Origin of the sequence: Mycobacterium conspicuum, from assembly GCF_010730195.1 — a bacterium.
GTDB lineage: Bacteria > Actinomycetota > Actinomycetes > Mycobacteriales > Mycobacteriaceae > Mycobacterium > Mycobacterium conspicuum.
Window position 1 is genome coordinate 1324675 of record NZ_AP022613.1, and the last position, 20857, is coordinate 1345531.

General features: G+C 65.9%; 20 protein-coding genes. 14 read left to right on the forward strand and 6 right to left on the reverse strand.

Features of this window, described 5'->3' with window-relative positions; translation table 11 throughout:
- Nucleotides 1-29 precede the first annotated feature (29 nt).
- Nucleotides 30-1151 carry an acyl-CoA dehydrogenase family protein gene (locus G6N66_RS06390; RefSeq protein WP_256250721.1) on the forward strand — a complete coding sequence of 374 codons (1122 nt, stop codon included), beginning with the start codon at nucleotides 30-32 and terminating at the stop codon, nucleotides 1149-1151.
- Here the strand turns inward: G6N66_RS06390 and G6N66_RS06395 are convergent.
- The gene (locus G6N66_RS06395) at nucleotides 1148-2089 is read right to left on the reverse strand and encodes an alpha/beta hydrolase (protein WP_071509973.1); all 942 of its coding nucleotides are present in this window, start codon (nucleotides 2087-2089) and stop codon (nucleotides 1148-1150) included. The two genes, G6N66_RS06390 and G6N66_RS06395, sit on opposite strands and share 4 nt — an antisense overlap.
- A complete protein-coding gene (locus G6N66_RS06400; protein WP_083074720.1) occupies nucleotides 2086-2919 on the reverse strand; it encodes an SDR family oxidoreductase in 834 nt (277 codons plus the stop codon). Before G6N66_RS06400 ends, G6N66_RS06395 begins: the two co-directional genes overlap by 4 nt.
- 445 nt (nucleotides 2920-3364) lie before the next feature.
- On the opposite strand from G6N66_RS06400, the gene G6N66_RS06405 reads away from it, so the two are divergent.
- The 3 genes from G6N66_RS06405 to G6N66_RS06415 are packed head-to-tail and all read left to right on the forward strand — an operon-like array spanning nucleotide 3365 to nucleotide 5934.
- Entirely contained in the window at nucleotides 3365-4492 is a 1128-nt protein-coding gene (locus G6N66_RS06405; protein ID WP_062906567.1) for an amidohydrolase family protein, read from the forward strand.
- A gap of 31 nt (nucleotides 4493-4523) precedes the next feature.
- Nucleotides 4524-4715 (forward strand): hypothetical protein, encoded by a 192-nt coding sequence (locus G6N66_RS06410; RefSeq protein WP_062906566.1) that lies wholly within the window; start codon nucleotides 4524-4526, stop codon nucleotides 4713-4715.
- Nucleotides 4716-4773: 58 nt separating this feature from the next.
- On the forward strand, nucleotides 4774-5934 hold the full coding sequence (locus tag G6N66_RS06415; protein ID WP_062906565.1) for a thiolase family protein: 1161 nt from the start codon (nucleotides 4774-4776) through the stop codon (nucleotides 5932-5934).
- 14 nt (nucleotides 5935-5948) lie between these two features.
- Here G6N66_RS06415 and G6N66_RS06420 read toward each other — a convergent pair whose 3' ends face one another.
- Together G6N66_RS06420 and G6N66_RS06425 are read right to left on the reverse strand one after the other, a co-directional pair.
- On the reverse strand, nucleotides 5949-7016 hold the full coding sequence (locus G6N66_RS06420; protein ID WP_232065688.1) for an NHL repeat-containing protein: 1068 nt from the start codon (nucleotides 7014-7016) through the stop codon (nucleotides 5949-5951).
- A 10-nt stretch (nucleotides 7017-7026) separates the two neighbouring features.
- Entirely contained in the window at nucleotides 7027-7602 is a 576-nt protein-coding gene (locus G6N66_RS06425) for a hypothetical protein (RefSeq protein WP_231111495.1), read from the reverse strand.
- 350 nt (nucleotides 7603-7952) lie between these two features.
- On the opposite strand from G6N66_RS06425, the gene G6N66_RS06430 reads away from it, so the two are divergent.
- The 4 genes from G6N66_RS06430 (at nucleotide 7953) to G6N66_RS06445 (ending at nucleotide 11735) form a co-directional block, all read left to right on the forward strand.
- Complete coding sequence (locus G6N66_RS06430) at nucleotides 7953-9068, forward strand: cytochrome P450 (RefSeq protein WP_232065687.1); 1116 nt, start codon at nucleotides 7953-7955, stop codon at nucleotides 9066-9068.
- Nucleotides 9069-9098: 30 nt separating this feature from the next.
- Nucleotides 9099-10316 (forward strand): cytochrome P450, encoded by a 1218-nt coding sequence (locus G6N66_RS06435; RefSeq protein WP_071509974.1) that lies wholly within the window; start codon nucleotides 9099-9101, stop codon nucleotides 10314-10316.
- Nucleotides 10317-10433: 117 nt separating this feature from the next.
- Entirely contained in the window at nucleotides 10434-10949 is a 516-nt protein-coding gene (locus G6N66_RS06440; RefSeq protein WP_062906583.1) for a hypothetical protein, read from the forward strand.
- Between the two features lie 9 nt (nucleotides 10950-10958).
- Nucleotides 10959-11735 (forward strand): SDR family oxidoreductase, encoded by a 777-nt coding sequence (locus G6N66_RS06445; protein ID WP_062906561.1) that lies wholly within the window; start codon nucleotides 10959-10961, stop codon nucleotides 11733-11735.
- A 2-nt stretch (nucleotides 11736-11737) separates the two neighbouring features.
- Here the strand turns inward: G6N66_RS06445 and G6N66_RS06450 are convergent, their stop codons facing one another.
- Nucleotides 11738-13234, reverse strand: a complete 1497-nt coding sequence (locus G6N66_RS06450; protein ID WP_062906560.1) for an adenylate/guanylate cyclase domain-containing protein — start codon at nucleotides 13232-13234, stop codon at nucleotides 11738-11740.
- 328 nt (nucleotides 13235-13562) lie between these two features.
- Between G6N66_RS06450 and G6N66_RS06455 the strand changes: the two genes are divergently transcribed.
- The gene (locus G6N66_RS06455; RefSeq protein WP_062906559.1) at nucleotides 13563-15092 is read left to right on the forward strand and encodes a CoA-acylating methylmalonate-semialdehyde dehydrogenase; all 1530 of its coding nucleotides are present in this window, start codon (nucleotides 13563-13565) and stop codon (nucleotides 15090-15092) included.
- Nucleotides 15093-15265: 173 nt separating this feature from the next.
- On the opposite strand, the gene G6N66_RS06460 is transcribed toward G6N66_RS06455, so the two are convergent.
- On the reverse strand, nucleotides 15266-15886 hold the full coding sequence (locus G6N66_RS06460; protein WP_062906558.1) for a TetR family transcriptional regulator: 621 nt from the start codon (nucleotides 15884-15886) through the stop codon (nucleotides 15266-15268).
- 132 nt (nucleotides 15887-16018) lie between these two features.
- On the opposite strand from G6N66_RS06460, the gene G6N66_RS06465 reads away from it, so the two are divergent.
- Genes G6N66_RS06465 through G6N66_RS06485 form a run of 5 tightly spaced genes read left to right on the forward strand, consistent with a single transcriptional unit; the run spans nucleotide 16019 to nucleotide 20840 of the window.
- Nucleotides 16019-16801 (forward strand): SDR family oxidoreductase, encoded by a 783-nt coding sequence (locus G6N66_RS06465; protein WP_062906557.1) that lies wholly within the window; start codon nucleotides 16019-16021, stop codon nucleotides 16799-16801.
- A gap of 40 nt (nucleotides 16802-16841) precedes the next feature.
- Nucleotides 16842-17657, forward strand: a complete 816-nt coding sequence (locus G6N66_RS06470) for a carboxymuconolactone decarboxylase family protein (RefSeq protein ID WP_062906556.1) — start codon at nucleotides 16842-16844, stop codon at nucleotides 17655-17657.
- A complete protein-coding gene (locus G6N66_RS06475) occupies nucleotides 17657-18454 on the forward strand; it encodes an SDR family NAD(P)-dependent oxidoreductase (protein WP_062906555.1) in 798 nt (265 codons plus the stop codon). Before G6N66_RS06470 ends, G6N66_RS06475 begins: the two co-directional genes overlap by 1 nt.
- Nucleotides 18451-19293, forward strand: coding sequence for an NAD(P)-dependent oxidoreductase (locus G6N66_RS06480; protein WP_062906554.1), 843 nt, complete (start codon nucleotides 18451-18453; stop codon nucleotides 19291-19293). Before G6N66_RS06475 ends, G6N66_RS06480 begins: the two co-directional genes overlap by 4 nt.
- 47 nt (nucleotides 19294-19340) lie before the next feature.
- Nucleotides 19341-20840: an aldehyde dehydrogenase family protein gene (locus G6N66_RS06485; RefSeq protein WP_083074721.1), complete on the forward strand. Its 1500-nt coding sequence runs from the start codon at nucleotides 19341-19343 to the stop codon at nucleotides 20838-20840.
- The last annotated feature ends 17 nt before the right edge of the window (nucleotides 20841-20857 follow it).

A 20857-nucleotide genomic window follows, 5' to 3' on the forward strand; every position in this document is an offset into this window, starting at 1 on the left:
GTCTTCGGAGGTAAGTCGTGGATTTCACCGTGAGTGACGAACAACGGATGCTCGTCGAAAGCAGCCGCAAATTGCTGGCACGCGAATCGCCGATCAGCCGCGTGCGCGAACTCGCCGATTCCGATGATGACCGCGGCTACGACGAGCGCGTCTGGCAGCGCGGCGCGGAACTGGGGTGGGCGGGATTGCTTATCGCCGAGGAATACGACGGTCTGGGGCGCGATCTGGTGGACGTCGCCCTGATCGCCGAAGAACACGGCAGGACGGTGCAGCCGGGGCCACTCATCGGCAACACCCTTGCGGCTGTGGCGATCTCACAATCGGGACGTGACGACCTGTGCTCGCAGGTACTGCCGCTACTGGCCGGCGGCGAGGCCGTCGCAGGATGGGCATTCGCCGAGGCGCGCCAGCCGTGGGAAGCCGACGCCATTTGCACGGCAGCCCGTGACCACGCCGACGGCTACCGGCTGGAGGGCATCAAGACCGCCGTGCAAGACGCCGATAACGCTCGCTGGATCTTGGTCACCACGCGCCTCGGAGGCCGCCTGGCGCAGTTCCTTGTCGACCGGCGGGCCCCAGGACTGCTTGTGCGCCGACAGCGCACCCTCGACATCACCAGGCGCCTCGACGAGGTTGCCCTGGAGGATGTGGTGGTGGCGCCTTCGGCGCTGCTGTACGTCGGCGAAGCTGCCGAAGCCGCGCTCGCACACCAGAACCGTTGCGGCGCTGTGCTTGTCAGCGCCGACGACATCGGCGTCGGCGAGGCCGTGCTGGAGATGACCGTTCAGTACGCAAAGCTGCGGGTCCAGTTCGGGCGCGCCATCGGCAGCTTCCAGGCCGTCAAACACAAATGCGCAACGATGCGAATGTGGCTGCAAGCCTCGAAGGCCGCCACCTACTACGCCGCGATGTCGGTGGCGGCCGATGCGGACGACGCCGAGGAAGCCGCCAGCGTCGCGAAGGCTTACACGTCGTCGGCGATCGCCGCTCTGACGAGTGAAGCTCTTCAGGTGCACGGCGGTATCGGCTTCACCTGGGAACACGACCTGCATCTTTATCACCGCCGGGCCAAGGCGAACCAGGTCCTGTTCGGCGATCCCTATTTGCACCACGAGCGACTCGCGGCGGCGCTGGAAGCGGCTACCGCCTAAGAGTTGACCGTGGGCAAGCCGAACTGGCGAGCCAGCCAGTCCGCGCTGTCGCGCGCTGCGGTCCGGGCGACCGAGGTGTCGGCGAACATGTCGAAGCCGTGCACGGCGCCGGCGTAGACGTGCAGTTCGGTGGGTACCGCCGCCCGGCACAGCCGCGCGGCGAAATCGATCGACTCGTCGCGCAGGCAGTCCGCCGTGCCGATGCCGATGAATGTCGATGGCAGGCCGCCCAATTCGGTCGCCCGCGCCGGTGCCGCATCCCCCGGCACGTGGTCCGTGCCGTACCGGTCGCCGAGATAACTGCGCCAGCCGAACGTGTTGGATTCGCGGGACCATATCGGCAAGCCGTCGAGTTGGCTCGACGGGGTGAGGCCGCGGTCATCGAGCATCGGATACTCCAGGTATAGGAAAGCGAGCGGGGCGTTCGCGTGGTCACGCCACCGCATGGCCAGACCCGCGGCGAGTGCCCCACCGGCACTGCGTCCGCCGACCCCGACCCGTCGCGCGTCGATGCGCAGATCATCGGCGTGCTCGACGACGAAGCGCAGCCCGGCCTCGCAGTCGTCCAGCGGTGTGGGATAAGGCGATTCGGGCGCCAGCCGGTATTCGACGCTGACGCAGACGCAACCCAACGAGCGGCACCACTCGATCAGGCGCGCATCGTCCATGTGCCGGTTGCCGATCACCATCCCCCCGCCGTGCATCCAGAACAGGACGGGCGGCTCGGCCGCGGATTCGACGGGTCGCAGCACCGACAGCGCGACGCCGCCGCGTTCCGTGGCCAGCTCGACGCGCTCGACGTCCGGTGCCGACTGCGGCTCGAACATCGACCCGCTGCGCATGGCCGGAAGTGCGTCGAGCGAGAAGTCGAAATCGGGGAATCCGCGCACACTTTCACAGATCTCCGGGTCGATCCACACGGAATTGGTCTCCGTCATCCGCCGACACCCATCAGGTGCTTGCCCGCCCCCACGAGTCCACCGTCGACTCGAATGTCGCAGCCGGAGATGAACGCTGCGGCGTCGGATTCCAGGAAGGCCACCGCGGCGGCGATGTCCTCTGGGCGCCCCGGCAGCGGCCGGTCCGGGCGCTTGACCGGGGTCACCTCGATCATCACCGGGATGATCTCCTGACGATCCAGTTCCAGCCTGCCCATCGGCGTGTCGATCAGGCCGGGCGAGATCGCGACCGTGCGGCCGCCCCTTTTGCCCCACGGCGTGGCGAGGCGTTCGGCCAGACGGGTCACGCCGCGTTTGGCCAGGACGTAGGCCGTGGCACTGTCGAGGGCGTCGCCCATGGCCTGTTCGACCGCGGCCAGGAAGCCATCGGCAAGCGGGTCGTCGAGCAACGGTTCCACGGCGGCGGGGACGTCGCTATATCCGGCGATCGATCCGATCAGGATCGCGGAGCTGCCGGGGTTAACCAAAGGGAACAAGGCGTCGGTGATGCGCACCGATCCGGCCAGGTCCACGTCGAGCACCGTGGCCGCGTCGGCCATTTCCGGCGAGACACCCGCGGTGTGCACGAGGCAGCGTAGACGGCCAAGCTCGTGTACCCGATCGGCGACCGCGGCGACATCAGCCGGGGAGGTGATGTCGCAGCGCAGCGTCTCGACGTGCGTCCCGTGCGCGCTCAGGGCCTTGCGCGCCTGGTCGAGTAGGTCCTCGCGCACGTCTACGAGGAGGAGACGCCCGCGGCTGGCCAGTGCACGGGCGCAGGCCATTCCCATCCCGCCCGCACCTCCTGTGATCACCAGAACGTTGTCCACAGTTATCGGGGTCCTCTCAGGGTGGAATCGCTACCGGCCCAGCCGCCTGACGCATGATTCAACAGACGGAAGTGTGCCACGGAAGTAACTTATGCTACGCAATACGAGAGACCTAGGTTGTCACAAAAAGAATGTGACCGTCTACACGGTGCGTTAAGCTGATCGCCGACCAGGCCTGCGTGAAGCCCACGCGTTGTGCGCGGCAGCAGCACCCCCAGTCTTCGATCTGATCGACGACGACGTCCTAGGCGGCCTCCTTCGGGAACCGCCGTTAGCGATGGAGTCAGCGGCCTCACGGATAATTGCGGACTGACCGCGAGGGTCATCGGCTCCAACAATGGCACACCTGCATTGCAGAAATCGAACTTATCGTTCTACTCTGGGGAGAGGTCGGATCACGGACTATGTGATCGCTCGCGTACCGGTCTTCCAGAAGGGAATCCCCATGTTGCCCGACGACGCCAAGATCATTTCCGTCGACGACCACGTCATCGAGCACCCCCGCGTCTGGCTGGACCGCGTGCCCGCCAAGTACGCCGAGGTGGCTCCGCGCATCGTCAAGTTGCCCGACGGCAACGACACCTGGCTCTATGAGGGCAGCCAGTCGGGCAACTTTGCCCTCAACGCCGTCGCCGGCAAGCATCCCCGCGACTTCGGGATGGACCCGCGAAGCTACGACGACATGCTGCCGGGGTGTCATGAGATCGCCGACCGCATCAAGGACATGGACATCGAGGGCGTATGGGCCCAGCTGTGCTTTCCCAACTTTGGCGGGTTCGCCGGCAGCACCTTCCATAAGGCCAACGACAAGGACTTCGCCAAGCTGTGCATCAGCGCCTACAACGACTTCATCCTCGATGAATGGTGCGCCTATGCTCCCGCGCGCCAGATCCCCCTGATGATGGTCCCGTTCTGGGACATCGAGGCCTCGGTCGCCGAAGTCGAGCGCACCGCAGCCAAGGGCGCGAAGTCCATCTCCTTCATCGAGGCGCCGCACAAGATCGGACTGCCGTCGTTTCACACCGACCATTGGGATCCGCTGCTGCGCGTCTGCGAGGAAGCCGGACTGCCGCTGTCCATGCACTTCGGCTCCGGTGGCATGCCGCAGGGCCTCGCCCCCGACGGCGACCTGTTCATCGGCATCGCGTTGTTCGGGTTGAACTCGATGATGGCCACCGTCGACCTGCTGATGTCGGAGGTGTTCTACAAGTTCCCCAAACTCAAGGTCGCGCTGTCCGAGGGCGGTATCGGATGGATGCCCTACCTGTTGGAACGCGTCGACTACTCGTTCGGCCGGCACAAGTACTGGTGCAACATCAACGCCGACAAGCTGCCCTCGGAGCTGTTCCGTGAGCACATCTATGGGTGCTTCATCTCCGACCAGTCCGGGATCGAGCAGCGTCACCGCATCGGCGTCGACAACATCATGTTCGAAAGCGACTACCCACACTCGGATTCCAACTGGCCGCACACCCGCAAGCTGCTCGCCGAGCACCTGGTCGACGTGCCCGACGACGAAGCACGCAAGATCGTCGAGCTCAACGCCCGCACCCTGTACAACTTCTGGACCTGAACATTCCGCTGCGTCGCTCGAAAGGTAACCGATGACACAGAACCCGACGGCGGGGGCCTCGGGCGCGTCGACCGCCGAGAAGGACACCGTGCTCGGTAAGCGCTACGTCGACACCGAGAGCGGGCTAGAAGTGTTGTGCACCAAGGCCGGACGGGGTGTACTCAGCGCCGACGGGCGGCAGCTCACCACCAAGGCGCCCAATGCGCTACCGGCGTCGGACTGACGGATGCGGTCGGTGACTGTTCTGACACTGCTGGAAACCTTCGACGGAAGCGACAACGATGTCTGACGCGCTCATCCTCTCGGCCGCTAGAACGCCAATCGGGCGGGCCCGCAAGGGATCCCTGACATCAGTGGACGCCTACGAGCTCGCCGAGGTCGCCGTCACTGCGGCCGTCGAACGGTCACAGCTCCCGGTAGCAGACCTCGACGACCTGTTTCTGGCGGAGTCCCTGCAGGGCGGAGGGGTGATCGGCCGCAACATCGCGGTGCGCCTCGGCATGACCAACGTGCCCGGGGTGGCGATCAATCGGCACTGCGCCTCGGGCGCCACCGCCGTGCAGTTGGCGGCCGCCACCATCATGGCCGGCATGGCAGACGCGATCGTTGCCGGCGGGACGGAAAGCGCGAGCACAATGCCGCGGCTGACAAAAGTGCTGCCCGGTGCTGAGGAACCCAGCCGATGGTCGCCGCAGAGCCACCCCGACGCCCCGGGCGTGCCGGCCTTCGACATGTCGGTCACCATCGGCGAGAACACCGCCCGACTACACCACGTCACCCGCGAGCAAGCCGACGCCTGGTCCGCACGCTCACAGCAGCGAGCGCTCAACGCGATTGCCAAGGGGTACTTCGACGACGAGATCGTCGCCGTCCCCCTCAACCACGGCGAAGTCCTGTTTGATACCGACGAGCACCCGCGGGACACCACCCCCGAAACGCTCGCCGGGCTGAAGGTCCTCCACCCGGAGATGCCGGATGCCGTTGTCACCGCTGGAAACTCCGCAGGCATCAACGATGCCGCCGCCGCTCTGGTGATCGCCAGCCCCGATTTCGCGGCCAGTCGCGGCCTGGCACCGCTGGCACGAATCCGGGGCTGGGCATCCGTCGGCGTGCCGGTCGAGCACACCGGTATGGCCCCGGTGACCGCAATCCCGTTGGCGCTCAAGCGCAGTGGTCTCACATTGGGCGACGTGGACCTCTTCGAGATCAACGAGGCGTTCGCCACGATGGCCGTGGCGTGCACGCGTGACCTCGGCTTGGACGAGTCAGTCGTGAACGTGAACGGCAGCGGCATCAGCCTCGGTCACCCGATCGCGGCGACGGGCGCCCGGATGGTGGTGTCGATCGTTCATGAACTCGCACGCCGTGATTCGCGCATCGGGGTGGTGGCGATGTGCGCCGGGGGAGGGATGGGCTCCGCGTTGGTCGTCGAACGGATCTAGCTCGCACCGTCGCCTCAGCGGAGGACGGTGAGCTTCGTGTAACGCCCGCCCAACAACCATTCGGACACATAGAGGTTTCCGTCGGCGTCCGTTGCGACAGCGTGCGGGGAATTGAAGCGATCGTGCCGGGGCAGGTGGGGTCGCTCGGTGCGCCCGTGATCGGTTAGCGCATTGGGCCATCCCGGCCGGGACGGCCACCCTTGGACCGCGGCCGGGTCGTCGCCGATGTACCCGAGCAGCTGGTCCTCGGGATCGAGTACGGCCACTCGCCCATAGAGCTCGGCGACGACCAGCAGGTCGCCCCACTGCGCAAAATCGCTGGGGCTGTGGAGGATCTGCTCACCGAAGCTCCGCAGGTAGCGGCCGTCGAGATCGTAGACGAGCACGCGGGTGCTGACCCGGTCGGCGATATAGAGCTCCGGGGCCGTTTTGCGGCGATCGATGAAGATTGCGTGCGGGCACGCCAGTCGTTGGCCGGCTTCGTCGCCGGTCAGCGTGGAGCGATGGTTCCCATGCTTGTCGAAGCGGTGCACGACGCCCGACCCGTACCCGTCCGCCACCCAGACGTCGCCTTGTCCGCCGAACCGCTCCTCGTCCACGGCACATCCACACGGGCAGTACGGCCCCATCGGACCGGCCGGGATTTCCGGATCCCGCGGGGGGATAGGCAACTCGGAACGGATCTGACCGTCCAGGGTCATCTTCACCACGCGGGGTGCCTGGGTCTGGCAGTGGACTCCCTTGCCGAACAAGGGAGCCCAGTCGGGGTCGCCGTCGTCGGCGCCGCAGCTGAACACGAATCCGGGATCGCTCACCCAGAGGAACTCGTCATCGCCCTCGCGGACGAGGGTGATGCCGTGACCTTCGGTGAGGCCCGTCTCGGCCACGCGGAGCAGATGGCCTTCGGTGTCGAACGCGACGAGTTGTCCGGCGTGGAAACCGATTATCTCCCCGTCGTCGGTGGCGGCGATGGCGTTGTGCACCCAACAGGACGAGGCGCCCGGCACCGCGGACAGATCCGCCCAACCACCGACCACCTCGTAGGGCGGGATATTGGGGGGCCTAAAGGTCCTTGACGTCACGACGCGAGCCTTATCGCCGGTCTACTGAACGGCGGCCGGGCGATATCGACGAAACCCTCTCGCGCTCTGCATCGTTCGCCCTGGACCACACCGTGCCCGTCTCGTCCTCGTATTGGATCCGCACGTTCAGAGATGCGTTGGATTCCAACCGGTAAAGGGCGGAAGCGTGTTGGTTTGGCCGTAGCCAGCGCGGGAAGTTCACCGCATTGTGGGCAGCAATAAGGTCCATCCGGTTGGCCAGGAATGCCGGCCGCCGAGTTGGTAACACCCCGCCCGGTTCGAGCAGTGGGTGATGCGCGTCTGGCCAGCGACCGGCGCTCAGCCTGGCGAAGACATCGGCGACGGTCTGGGTGGAGCGTGTGGCCCCGCCCGGCACACCGTGGCCCCTGGAGTCGACCGCGTCCACGGAGACCTGCAGGTCGACGGCTAAAGAGCTGCCGTGATTCACCACGGTCACGGCCCAGATCCGCGGGCCTAGCAACGCCACCGGCGTCCGATAGATCGTTACCTGGCGCGGTGGCGCGGCGCTTTCGACGCCCTTCGCCAGGGCGACCACCGCCTTCGCGACGCGAGTAGCGAACACCATCTCATCTCCTCATCGACGCCTGCACCCGTGAGCGACCCCAGCGGCTGATGACGTTAGGTGCTCTAAAACTCTACCGATCCTTGCTTCATACGCAAATCACGTCCTACTATGACGAACATACTCTGTGCCGGGGGAGCCGCCGTCCGGTGTGCGAGACAACGGCTTGCGGCATTCGCCAGTGAACAGGAGAGACATTGTCGGCCGACGGAAGAGTGTTGGAGTTCGAGCCGTTCAGTCCCGGTCCGCCTGAGCGGTTGCCAGAGCTTTACGCGGCGCTGCGAGAGCGATTTCCCGTCTACCGGACCAGTTCGAACATCTGGGTGATATCCCGATTTGATGACGTGAAGGCCGTGCAGTCGAACCCTGCTGCGTTCTCGTCGCGCCCCAACCCCTATGAAGGGGATTCGCCGCCGCCGGATGCCGAGATGAAACCCGAGGTCATCGAGCGACTCATGGCCCTGACCGCGGGGATCCCCGTCGATTTGAACGAGATGGCGTCCGCGAAGACCATCGCCGCCGCGGACCCGCCCCAACACACCCGGATGCGCAGGATAGTGAGCAGGGGGTTCACGCCGCCGCGAATCAAAGAGATGGCCACCGCGATCAGCGAGATCGTCGACCGCTGCCTGAGCGGCATCCGCGACCTGCCCAGCTTCGATCTTGTCGAGCGGCTGGCCGTCCCGTTGCCGGTGGAGATGATCTGTCACATTCTCGGCATTGACCGAAGCGAGTACGGCCGCGCCAAGCGCTGGTCCGACGCGTTCGCCGCCGCTGCCGGCGGCGTGTTCAGCAGTCCCGTCGAACGCAACGAGCTGATGCTGAGCACCGTCAAGGAGTTCGGCACATACTTTGTGCCGTTGATCGAAGCGCGGCGCGTGGAGCCGAGGAGTGACCTGGTCAGCGCGATGGTCGGGGCGATCGACAACGAGTCGCTGAGCACCGTCGAAACGTTGATGATGGCGATCACCATCATGGTCGCCGGCAACGAGACGACTACCAACCTCATCGGCAACACCGTGGTCGAACTGCTCGCCAACCCCGATCAGCTCCAACTATTGCTCGACGATCCGTCATTGCTGCCCAATGCGGTCGACGAAGCGAATCGGCTTACGGCGCCGATCCAGTTCGCGTTTCGTGAGGCGACCGAAGAGACCGAGGTTGCCGGAACGACGATCCCGAAGGGTGCCATCGTCGCGCTGCATATGGCCGCCGCCAATCGCGATCCCCGGCGCTTCGAGGACCCGGACCGATTTCTGATCACCCGTCCCGCCACCAAGAACCTCTCGTTCGGCCACGGCATCCACTTTTGTCTGGGCGCTCATCTGGCCGGTCAGGAAGCGCGGACGGCCATCGGCGGGTTACTGCCCTACCTTGACCGCCTGAAATTGACCGGCGCGCCACTGCAACGCAATCCGACGGCACTGCTCAACGGGTGGCAACGGATCGAACTGGCGTGGGTCTCTTAGTGCAGGGGACACCACGGTGAACGCGGGCCGATGACCATGTTGACGGCCTCGATGCTGTTGGACCCGGCGGTCCTGCAGGACCCCTACGACTTCTACGCGACGCTGAGGAAGCAGGCACCGGTCTGGGTGGTGCCCGGCACGGACATCGTCGCGGTCAGTACCTTCGAGCTGTTGTCGGAGGCCGTGGCGCGGCCCGAGGACTTCTCCTCCACCATGCATTGTCTGCTGCACCGCGACCGGGACGGGTTGCCCGCCCGCCTTGACTTCGGTGCGGCGGCCATGCCGACACTGGCGACCGCGGACCCTCCCGTGCACACGGTGCATCGGCGCGCAGTCTTCCCGGAACTGGTGGCACGGCGGATGCGCTCCCTGGAGGACGACATCCGCGCGCTGTCCGCGTCCGCCATCAAGCTGGCCCTGAGTGACGACGGGTTCGACTTCATGGCGACGATCGGCAACGTCGTGCCAATCACGGTGGTGGCCAGGCTGATCGGCTTCCGCGATATCGACCCGATGCAGCTGCTGGAAGCGGCATTCGAGACCACCACGATGATTGGCGGCACGATGTCGCTGGATCAGCTGAACGCGCTCGTCGCCCGCACCGAGACAGTCGAGGCGTGGATCGCCGACCAGATCGCGCACACCGAAGAGGGCGCAGACGAGGGGATCTTGCTAGCCGTGCGCCGGGCGCTGGACGCCGGCAACCTGCAGATGGGCGAGTCCAGCATCATCCTGCACACCCTGTTGAGCGCCGGCGGGGAATCCACGACCAGCCTGCTGGGCAATGCGGTCCGGATGCTCGCCGAAAATCCCGAGTTGCAGCAGCGGCTGCGTGAAAAGCCGGAGGACATCGATGTATTCGTTGAGGAGGCCCTGCGGCTCGAGTCGCCGTTTCGGCAAATGATGCGCAGCGTCCCGCACGACACCACGCTGGGTGGCGTCCACATCGCCTCGGGTTCCACGGTCTTGCTCTTCTTCGCGGCTGGGAACCGAGATCCCGCGCAGTTCGACCACCCGGACGAAATCGACCTGGCGCGCGATTCCCCTAAACGCCATCTCGCGTTCGGGCACGGCATCCATTTCTGCGTCGGCGCCGCGCTCGCGCGCATCGAGGCCCGCGCGGTGCTCACCGCAATCCTCGAGCAAACCCGCGACTTCTGGATCGACCCGGTCCGCCCCCCGCGGTGGGTGGACAGCCTGCTGGTTCGCCGGCACGCTCAGCTCCACCTCTGCGCCAGCCCACAGTGAGGTCTCTATCAACGGAATGGAAACTAAATGACCGCTCAATCCCTAGGCACCATTGATCCGGGTGTTCAAGCAGCACGCGGGGTCGATCGCGCACGACCTGGCGCCGACGGGCTGAATATCAGATATCGGCTCGATGTCGTTGCCCCGAGCGTGCTCGAGGTGGTGACCCACGCCGGCGGGTGGTTGTTCGACCGGGTGATGGCCGGGTGGGACGTTACTGTTTTCGTCGCCGACCACTCCGACGTGCGGCCGTTGCAGATCCTCGGAACCCAGACCCTCAGCCTCGACGCCGCCTTCATATCGCGGGACGACCGTCCGCGTCCGCAGGCCCTCGCGGTCGCGAGTGATCTATTCGGCAGCGACCTGCGCGTGCGCAGGGGTGTGCTGAAGGCACTTGGTCGCGAGCTGACCGAGGTGACGCTGTGGGGTGAAGCACGGTCGGCGGAACTCGACGAAACCACGGATTCGGTGCGGCATCATTTGAGCGCGGCGGCGCGGGTCTTCAAGGCGCAGGCCCTCGCGGCGGCCGCGGCCCCGAACGCGCCGGTCGGCATGACCGAGACGTTCCGCAGCCGGTCGAGCGGGTGCGCTTTGGTCGCCGACCTCGTCCCGGCCGGTGGCCCGGTTAGCTAACCTGTCGTCGTGGAAATCAACGGAGCTAGCGCAATAGTCACCGGTGGCGCGTCGGGCATCGGCGCGGCATCTGCCCGCCTGTTAGCCGCGCGGGGCGCGAAGGTTGTCGTCGCCGATCTGCAGGCAGACCGCGGGGCAGAGCTTGCCGAAAGTATCGGTGGCACGTTCGTCAGCGTCGATGTCACTGATACGGCGCAGATCGAGGCGGCCGTGAATGAGGCAGTCGACCTCGGGCCGCTGCGCGTTCTGGTCAACTCCGCCGGCATCGGCTGGGCACAGCGCACGATCGGCAAAGACGGTCAGTTCGATTCGGCGCACAACCTCGACGCCTACAAGAAGGTCATCGCCATCAACCTGATCGGCACCTTCGACTGTATCCGGTTGGCCGCAACCGCGATGGGCCGCACCGAGCCGCTGGCCGGCGGCGAGCGTGGCGCGATCGTGTCGATGGCCAGCGTTGCCGCCTTCGACGGACAGATCGGACAAGCCGCGTACTCGTCGTCCAAGGGCGGCGTCGTGGGCATGACGCTGCCGGTTGCGCGTGACCTCTCCGCGGTCGGGATCCGGGTCAACACCATCGCGCCCGGCCTGATCGACACCCCGATCTACGGTGAGGGGGAGGGGTCAGAAGCCTTCAAGGCGAAGTTGGGCGAGTCCGTGCTGTTCCCACACCGCCTGGGCGATCCCGAAGAGTTGGCCTCGATGGTTGTCGAACTGGTGACCAACTCCTACATGAATGCTGAGGTTATCCGGGTGGACGGCGGGATCAGGATGCCCCCGAAATAGTCTCAGTCGTTCAGCAACGGTTCTGCCAGCTCGGTAATCGCCGATCGGCCCCGAAGCGTAGCGAACCCCCGCGTCACCCAGTGCTTCCGTTCCCGGGTGTCGGCGCCGGCAAGTGCATTGCCGGACGCCAAGATTCTGGAGCCCCACTTCTTGGCATGATCGGCCAAGCGCGCGGCCTCGTTGACGGCGTCTCCGACCACCGTGTATTCGTAGCGGTTCTCCGCGCCGATATTGCCCGCGAACACCGCACCGGCGGTCACCCCGATGCCGAAGTCCACGAGTGGCAGCTTCCTCAGTTCCGTTCCGAGGACACGAGCCGTCGCGAGCGCCGCCGACGTCGGTTCATCGATACCGATGGGTGCCCCAAACACCGCCAGGACGGCGTCACCTTCGAACTTGTTGATCAGGCCGCGCCGATCATGCACGGCAGCAACCACTATGCGGAAGAAGTCGTTCAGGATCTCCGCCACTTCCCCTGGCGGCCGGGAGGCGGCAATCGCTGTGGACCCCACCAGATCGATGAAGAGTATGGCGACGTCTCGAACCTCACCCGAGAGGGAACCGTCCTGTTCGAGTGCCTGGCGCGCCACGTCGGCACCAACGTGGCGCCCGAAGAGGTCCCGCAGCCGTTCACGCTCCTGAAGTCCCGCCACCATCCGGTTGAACCCAACCTGGAGTCGCCCGATTTCGGAGGGCTCGTAAACCTCGACGAGCGCGCCGGCGTCACCGTGTTCCACCTCGGTCATCGCGACGACGACTTGACGAACGGGGTCCGAGATCGACCGTGCAACCAGGATCATCGCCCGCAATCCCAACGCGAGCGATACCGCGGCGAGCACCACAATCGGCGTCTCGATCGGCGCTGACTTCCGTACGAGCCAGCCGTTGGAGCGTGAGAGGGCGATCAACGCAATCCCGGCGGTGGGCAACGCGCTGAAGAGAATCCACGTAATCATCAGGCGTGCAAGCACACCCGGCATTGCGCCGGTCGGTGTTGCGGTCTTCATCGATGCCGCAAGGATGGGCCGCAGGACCCGTTGAGTTATCAGGTAGCCCATCGAGGCGGTGGCGGCACCGCCGAACAGAATGGCGGTACCGATCACCAACGCGACGGCGGCCCCGGCACGTAGGTTGACCACGACAAATACCGCCCCGCAGGCGACCCAGATACCGAACTGGACGACGGTTTGGCGGGGGGCTATGCGCATGGCCGCGCGCTGTTGAGCGCGGGTCGGTTCGGAGCCGTCGGCGAACCAACGGAAGGACGGGACCATGTTCAAGACGCCCGCCATCGCACCGACGGTCGCCGAGATTGCGGCCAGACCGCACAAGGCGATCAGGTTCCTGCTGGTGGAGAGGGCGGAAGGGTCGCCGCTGGTGTTTCGGGTGAGCGAGACGACTACCAACGAGACCGCGCCGGCCGCCAAGATATGCGCGGAAGTCAACGCAGCCGCATAACTGGCTCCAGTCCGAATGGCTGCGATGCGCCTGCTCGTCATCCGTCTTGGTTCCGGAACGGCGGGGTCGATGGCCAGGCGGTCTCCGTGACGTCCGGAGGAACCATCATGTGATTCATAGGTAGAACATCACCTTCTATTCACGCGACCAATGACTATTCTACTGAGCATCAGATACTCTACTTCTGCAATGGTGCCGTCGTGGTCTCGGTCATTCCCGTGCCCCCGCCACGGGGTCACGCCGCCGCAATAGGGTGCTCAGAGCACACGCCGCACTATGCCGCCGAGTCTGTATCCGCCGCACTGTCCTGCGGCCGAATGATGAAGCGTCATGCCAGTTCGACCCGAAACACAAACGCAGGACGAAACAATGAACGCGCTAACGAGACAGATCCCGCACTTCATCGATGGGAAGCGCACCGCGGGCCAGTCCGGCCGCACCGCCGACGTCTTCAACCCGAGCACCGGCGAGGTGCAGGCGCAGGTGCCGATGGCCGGCAAGGCCGATGTCGACGCGGCGGTTGCCTCGGCCGTCGAGGCCCAAAAGGGTTGGGCGGCGTGGAATCCGCAGCGCCGCGCCCGGGTGATGATGCGGTTTGTGCAGCTGGTCAACGACCACATGGACGAGCTGGCCGAGCTGTTGTCTGTTGAGCATGGCAAGACGGTGGCCGACTCGCGGGGCGACGTCCAGCGCGGCATCGAGGTGATCGAGTTCGCCATCGGGATTCCGCATCTGCTCAAGGGCGAGTACAGCGAGGGCGCCGGCCCGGGCATCGACGTCTACTCGCTGCGCCAGCCGCTGGGCGTGGTCGCGGGCATCACGCCGTTCAACTTCCCGGCCATGATCCCGCTGTGGAAGGCCGGACCGGCCCTGGCGTGCGGAAACGCGTTCGTGCTCAAGCCCAGCGAGCGCGACCCGTCGGTGCCGGTGCGCCTGGCCGAGCTGTTCCTGCAAGCCGGCCTGCCGCCCGGCGTCTTCCAGGTCGTGCACGGCGACAAGGAGGCCGTCGACGCGATCCTGCACCACCGCGACATCCAGGCCGTCGGCTTCGTCGGCAGCTCCGACATCGCGCACTACATCTATTCCACCGCCGCGGCCACCGGCAAGCGCTCGCAATGCTTCGGCGGCGCCAAGAACCACATGATCGTGATGCCCGACGCCGACCTGGATCAGGCCGTCGACGCGCTGATCGGCGCCGGGTACGGCAGCGCCGGGGAGCGCTGCATGGCGATCAGCGTCGCGGTGCCCGTCGGCGAGGCGACCGCGGACCGGTTGCGCGCCCGGCTCATCGAGCGGATCAACAACCTGCGCGTCGGGCACAGCCTGGACCCCAAGGCCGACTACGGCCCCCTGGTCACCGAGGCCGCCCTGGCCCGGGTGCGCGACTACATCGGCCAGGGCGTCGAGGCGGGCGCGGAATTGGTGATCGACGGGCGCGAGCGGGCCAGCGACGACCTGACTTTCGGTGACGCCAACCTGCAGGGCGGGTTCTTCATCGGCCCCACGCTGTTCGACCACGTCACCCCGGACATGTCGATCTACACCGACGAGATCTTCGGGCCGGTGCTGTGCATCGTGCGCGCCCACGACTACGAAGAGGCGTTGCGGCTGCCGTCTGAGCACGAGTACGGCAACGGCGTGGCGGTCTTCACCCGCGACGGCGACACCGCCCGCGACTTCGTCTCGCGCGTGCAGGTGGGCATGGTCGGCGTCAACGTGCCCATCCCCGTGCCGGTGGCCTACCACACCTTCGGCGGGTGGAAGCGCTCCGGCTTCGGCGACCTGAACCAGCACGGGCCGGCGTCGATCCAGTTCTACACCAAAACCAAAACCGTCACCTCACGGTGGCCGTCCGGCATCAAGGACGGCGCCGAATTCGTCATCCCCACAATGAATTAGGCGAGCCCTTGACGGGCAACCACTTTCGGTTGCCGAGGCAGTCGGGGAACTAACCTCGACCCCGGCCCATGTCGCCGGACTGCTCGACGGGGTTGTATCGAGGTTGGCTATATTGTCGCCCTCAACGTCATAAGCTGTTGCAGCGCTTCGGTTTCCGGCATTCAGCGCCTGACCTATCCCGACGGTATAGACGTAACCAGGTCGAATAACGTGCCTAGGTCTGCCTGAAGGTCCTCGCGTCCGCCGCTGGCGGCCCAGCGATCGAACGCCAAGTGCATCACCGCCTGCGTGATCGCTGCAGCGACCAGCGACGCATCGTCGGGTTGGCTGAGACCCCGCCGCTGGGCAAGAGTCAGGGCGATCCTGTTCTGAAAGTCGCGCTGAATCGCCAAGTTTCGGCCTTCCAGAGCCGGTGTTGAGACCAGTGCGCGCTTGAGGAGCAGAGTACGCTCCTCCTCGGCGCGGGACTGGGGCAACAGGGCCGCAAGCGCGCCTCGCACGGCCGCGATGTCGTCGACATCAAGTGGTTGGTCGCGTAGTAGTTGAAAGAACGGCGGCTCACCCTCATCGCAGGCGAACAGCACCTCATCCTTCGCGTCGAAATACCGAAAAAACGTCCGGAGCGAAACGTCGGCGGCCTCGGTGATTTGGGCGATGGTCGTCGCGTCATAACCATGGGTTGCGAACAGCTCCAGTGCGGCACGCTGCAACCGAAACCGGGTGCGCAACTTGTTCCGGTCACGTCGGCTCGTGGCCGCAGTCTCCTCGCCAGTTACGACACTCAAGGGAAACATGTCACTAGAGTGACACCCCCCGGCACCGTCTGCAATGTCGATCGCTGTGTCCCGACGCCTCGCACAACGGCCGCTCGTCCGGATGTGCTGCGAAGGGAAAAATATGGCACTCGATTGACATTAGACACTGCGATGCCCGAGTCTGTGTGGGTGCACACCGATCTAGCGGGCAAAGTCGCGATCATCACTGGCGGTGCGGGCGGTATTGGGGCGGTGTTCGGCCGCGCGCTCGCCGAGCAGGGCGCTTCGGTGGTGCTGGCAGACCTCGACCATGAACGCGCGGCCAAGGTGGCCGACTCCATTGCCGCCGATGGCGGCGCGGCCATCGGCGTCGGACTCGACGTGACCAACCCCGATTCGACGAAGGCGGTCGTCGCCGATACGACGGAGCGCTGGGGTGGGCTGGACATCCTGATCAACAGCGCCGCCTTGATGGCAGAAATCCCCTTCGGCCCCCTGGACACCTTCCCGTTGGACTGGTGGGAGCGAGTCATCGCGGTAAACCTGACCGGACCGCTGCTGTGCACGCAGGCCGCGACGCCGGCGATGGCTGCGCGCGGCGGCGGCCGGATCGTGAACATGGTCTCGGCGGGCGCCTTCCAGCCCGCCGGCGTTTACGGAGTCAGCAAGTACGCCCTGGTGGGATTGACGATGAACCTCGCGGCTCAGCTGGGCGCCAAAGGCATCACGGTGAACGCGATCGCGCCCGGTCTGGTCGCCGACGAGGCCGGCATGCGGGCGCTCCCAGACGGGCCGATCCGGGAATCGATCAAAGCGCCGATCCCACTCAAAACCCATGTCGAAGGTCCCCCTGAGGATCTGGTTGGCACCCTACTGCTTTTGGTGTCGGCGGCCGGCGGGTGGATTACTGGCCAAACCATCAGTGTCGACGGCGGCTGGATCATGCGCTTTTAGTCATCGACATACCGGAAACGGTCAGCGGGAGGCCAACCACATGACATCAGAATTAGCCACCGACAGCGCGGAACGGCGCCGACGAGGCGAGGCGGTCTTCAGCGACGTCATGACCGTCCCCAGCGCCTTGGATGCCAGCCCCTACCGCGATGCCGGACTGCTCGACTTCGTCTTCCCCGAAGTGTGGGCGCGCCCCGGCCTTAGCCGACGGGACCGACGGTGGATCACCCTGGCCTGCGTGGGCGCAGCCGATACCGTCGCACCCATTGAAGCCCACGTGTACGCCGCGCTGCGCAGTGGCGACATGACCTTCGAGCAAATGCAGGAGTTCGTTCTGCATTTCGCCGTCTACTGCGGCTGGCCCAAGGCCTCGTTCCTCGACGAAGTGGTCTGGCGCCAACAGTCCCGCGTCGCCGCCGAGCGCGGAGAGCCCGGGCCCGACGGCCGACCCTGGGATGTCTGGAGTGCCGGGATGGATCCCGAGACGCGAATCAGCAACGGCGAGCAGTGTTTCGCCGCGGTCAACTGCGTCCCCTATCCGGGCCGAACGACGGCATACCGCACCGCCGGCATTCTGAACTTCGTGTTCGGCGAGGTGTGGCAACGCCCCGGGCTGACGACGCGCGACCGCCGATTCATCACGTTGGCCTGTGTCGGTCTCGACGACACCGTCGGACCGATCAGGTCGCACTTTTACTCCGCGCTCAAAAGCGGCGACGTCACCATCGACGAGATGCGCGAGCTGATACTGCATTTCGCCGTCTATTCGGGCTTCGCCAAAGCCGAGTTCCTCGACGAGGTGGTCAGTGAGAGCTGGGCGGGCATCCAGCGTGGCGCCGCAGAGGCAGCACGGTAATGCGTGACCTCACCGGCGCGGTCGCGGTCATCACCGGTGCCGGCAGCGGCATCGGTCGCGCGTGCGCGTTGGCGCTGGCCGCAGAAGGGACCCGGATAGTCGTATCCGATATCGACCTCGAACGAGCGTCGGGAACCGCTGAGCAGATCGCCTCCCGGGGGGGCAGCGCCCACGCCGTGGGCTGTGACGTGACCCGCGATGCGGACGTCCAGCGCCTGCAGGACGCGGCGCTGGCCGAGTACGGCGCCGTCGACATCGTCATGAACAACGTCGGTGTCATCGCAGTCGGGGCGCCTGAAGACCTGCCGCTGTCGGCGTGGGCGCACACCTTCGACACCAACGTGCTGTCGATCGCCCGCAGCCTGCGGGTCTTCCTGCCGGGACTGCTGGCCCAGGGCCGCGGTCACATCGTCAACACCGCATCGACGTCGGCGTTGTGGCCCTACGGCTACGACCGTCTTCCCTATGCCGCCAGCAAGGGCGCCGTCGTGACACTGTCCGAGTCGCTGGCGCTCTATACCCGTCCCCGCGGGGTGGGAGTCACATGCCTATGCCCCGGACCCGTGCGGACAGCCATCGCCGAACAGGTCACCGTGTTCGGCACCCCGAAATCGATACGGGCGCCCAGCCTTGCGCCCATTGAGGCCACCGAAGTGGGACGGCTCGTCGTCGACGCCATCAAGAACGACACCTTTTTCCTCACCACCCACCACGAAGTTGCCGACATCGTGCGCAAGCGGGCCGACGACATCGACGCCTTCCTGGACGCCCAGATCGCCGCGTTGGCCGGCCCATGACCGCCGCCAAGCCGACCGTCGGATTCATCGGCCTCGGAAGCCAGGGCGCGCCGATGGCCCAGGCACTCATCGACGCGGGTCACGACACCGTGTTGTGGGCCCGCCGACCCGAGGCCCTCGAGCCGTTCGCCAACACCGCGCGCATAGCATCCAACCCCGCCGAACTCGCTGAACTGGCCGATGTGGTCGGCATCTGCGTGCTCAATGACGACGATGTGGTCGAGGTGGCGCTGCGCCCGAACGGATTGTTGGCCGGGATCACGCCGGGAACGTCGGTGCTGATTCACAGCACCGTGCACCCCACAACCTGCCGGCAACTGGGCGACCGCTTCAGCGAACGAGGCGCCGACGTACTAGACGCACCGGTCAGCGGCGGCGGCGGGGCGGCCCGTGCTCGGCGCCTGCTCGTGATGGTGGGCGGCGATCACGACGTTTACACCAGGGTCGCGCCCGTGCTGTCCGCTTTCGGCAACCCTGTCGTGCACGTCGGAGCCCTGGGCTCCGGCCAGCTCGCCAAACTCCTCAACAACCTGCTGTTTACGGCAACGCTCGGTTTGGCACATGAGACTGTCGAGCTCGCCGCTGATTTGGGCGTGAACGAGACCGCCCTGCTGAGCATCCTGCAGCACGCCAGCGGACGCAGCTTCGCGGTGCAGATGTACGCCGGGCTACTCGGAGACCTTCGGCCACCGTCGGCTCGCGTGCGCACCGTCGCGGGCTTGCTCGGCAAAGACGTCGCCATCGCCCGAGACCTCGCCGAAAACGCCACCGGCGGTGATCATTTGCTGACCGCCGCCCACCGGATGCTGGCGGCGATGGGACACGACCTCTGCGTGTGACCTCGACAGCACCGAACACATCAACGGATCAAAGGAGACGCGCAGCTATGACCACACTCATCGATGACCCGCTGGCCAAGCGGCGCCAACTCGGCATCGCCCGGCCACTCATCGACGGGGCATGGCTTGACCAGACGTCCCTCGGCGAGGTGGACCACACCGATCCCGCCACCGGAAGGGTCAACGGCACCATCGCAATGTGCGGCCCCGAGGAAGTCGAGGCCGCCGTCGCCGCGGCCAAACGGGCGTATCCGGGGTGGCGGGCGCTGTCTGCGGACAAACGCCGGCGCATCTTGCAGCGCATCGAGGAATTGGTGGAGGCCGACCTGCCGGAGTTGGGCAGGCGCACGACCGCCGAATTAGGCCACCCGTTGACCACCTCGATGAGCCTGTCCTACATGTGCGCCGCCTGGTTCGGGTACTACGCCGGCTGGTCAGACAAAATCGAGGGCGCCACCATTCCACTGACCCCGGCGTTCAACGCCGGCTTCGACTACACCCTGGCCGAACCCTACGGTGTCGTCGGAATCATCCTGACCTGGAACGGACCGATGGTCTCGGTGGGCATGAAGGTCGCTCCCGCCCTGGCCGCGGGCAACTGCGTGGTGTTAAAAACGCCCGATCTTGCCCCATATACGGTGGCCCGGTTCGCCGAAATCGCCCTGGAAGCCGGTGTGCCACCAGGAGTGCTGCAGGTGTTGCCCGGCGGCGCCGCGGCCGGCGAAGCCCTGGTCCGGCATCCCGACGTCGGAAAAATCTCATTCACCGGCGGAATCGCCACCGCGAAAAACATCCTCGACGCCGCCAGGCACACCGTAAAACCCGTCGTGCTCGAACTCGGCGGCAAGTCGGCCAACCTTGTTTTCCCCGACGCCGACCTTAACGCGGCCGCAGCGCTGTCGGTGCAGTCCTGTTTCACGATGGCCGGGCAGGGCTGCGTCCTGGCAACCCGCATGTTGGTGCACCGATCTGTTTACGACGAGGTGGTCGCAGCGACCGCGGAAGCTATATCGGGGCTGCGTCTGGGCGACCCGTTTGCCTCCGAAACGACCCTGGGCCCCGTGGTGAACGAGGCGGCTTACGCGCGCGTGCTCACGGCAATACAACGCGCACAAACCGGCGCCGCCGCGCGCCTGATCAGCGGGGGACACGCCGCGCCACCGGATAAGCTCGCCCCCGACATTGCCGGAGGCTACTACATCGAACCGACCCTGCTCGTTGACGTCGATCCCGAAAGCCCTGTCGCGCAAGAGGAATTGTTCGGCCCGGTGCTGGCCATCACGCCGTTCGACACCGAGGACCAGGCCGTCGACATCGCCAACGCAACCCCCTACGGCCTGGGCGCGTTCGTACAGACCCGCGACATCGCCCGCGTGCACCGCATCGCACCGCTACTGCAGGCGGGAACGATCTCGGTCAACGGGACATCCGGGCTCCCACCGGCGGCGCCGTTCGGTGGCTACAAGCAGAGTGGGTACGGCCGCGAAGGCGGCCGGGAAGGACTCTTCGAGTTCCTGCGCACCAAAAATGTGTTCATCCGGATCTAAGGTCTATCTGCACCTGC

Bases quoted from the DNA above. Each gene is read 5' to 3' on its own strand.
- G6N66_RS06425 (WP_231111495.1), bottom strand. From the start codon at position 7,602: ATGGTGTTCGCTACTCGCGTCGCGAAGGCGGTGGTCGCCCTGGCGAAG.
- G6N66_RS06415 (WP_062906565.1), top strand. From the start codon at position 4,774: ATGTCTGACGCGCTCATCCTCTCGGCCGCTAGAACGCCAATCGGGCGG.
- G6N66_RS06470 (WP_062906556.1), top strand. From the start codon at position 16,842: ATGACATCAGAATTAGCCACCGACAGCGCGGAACGGCGCCGACGAGGC.
- G6N66_RS06450 (WP_062906560.1), bottom strand. From the start codon at position 13,234: ATGACGAGCAGGCGCATCGCAGCCATTCGGACTGGAGCCAGTTATGCG.
- G6N66_RS06455 (WP_062906559.1), top strand. From the start codon at position 13,563: ATGAACGCGCTAACGAGACAGATCCCGCACTTCATCGATGGGAAGCGC.
- G6N66_RS06405 (WP_062906567.1), top strand. From the start codon at position 3,365: ATGTTGCCCGACGACGCCAAGATCATTTCCGTCGACGACCACGTCATC.
- G6N66_RS06410 (WP_062906566.1), top strand. From the start codon at position 4,524: ATGACACAGAACCCGACGGCGGGGGCCTCGGGCGCGTCGACCGCCGAG.
- G6N66_RS06485 (WP_083074721.1), top strand. From the start codon at position 19,341: ATGACCACACTCATCGATGACCCGCTGGCCAAGCGGCGCCAACTCGGC.
- G6N66_RS06465 (WP_062906557.1), top strand. From the start codon at position 16,019: ATGCCCGAGTCTGTGTGGGTGCACACCGATCTAGCGGGCAAAGTCGCG.
- G6N66_RS06475 (WP_062906555.1), top strand. From the start codon at position 17,657: ATGCGTGACCTCACCGGCGCGGTCGCGGTCATCACCGGTGCCGGCAGC.
- G6N66_RS06460 (WP_062906558.1), bottom strand. From the start codon at position 15,886: ATGTTTCCCTTGAGTGTCGTAACTGGCGAGGAGACTGCGGCCACGAGC.
- G6N66_RS06435 (WP_071509974.1), top strand. From the start codon at position 9,099: ATGACCATGTTGACGGCCTCGATGCTGTTGGACCCGGCGGTCCTGCAG.
- G6N66_RS06395 (WP_071509973.1), bottom strand. From the start codon at position 2,089: ATGACGGAGACCAATTCCGTGTGGATCGACCCGGAGATCTGTGAAAGT.
- G6N66_RS06480 (WP_062906554.1), top strand. From the start codon at position 18,451: ATGACCGCCGCCAAGCCGACCGTCGGATTCATCGGCCTCGGAAGCCAG.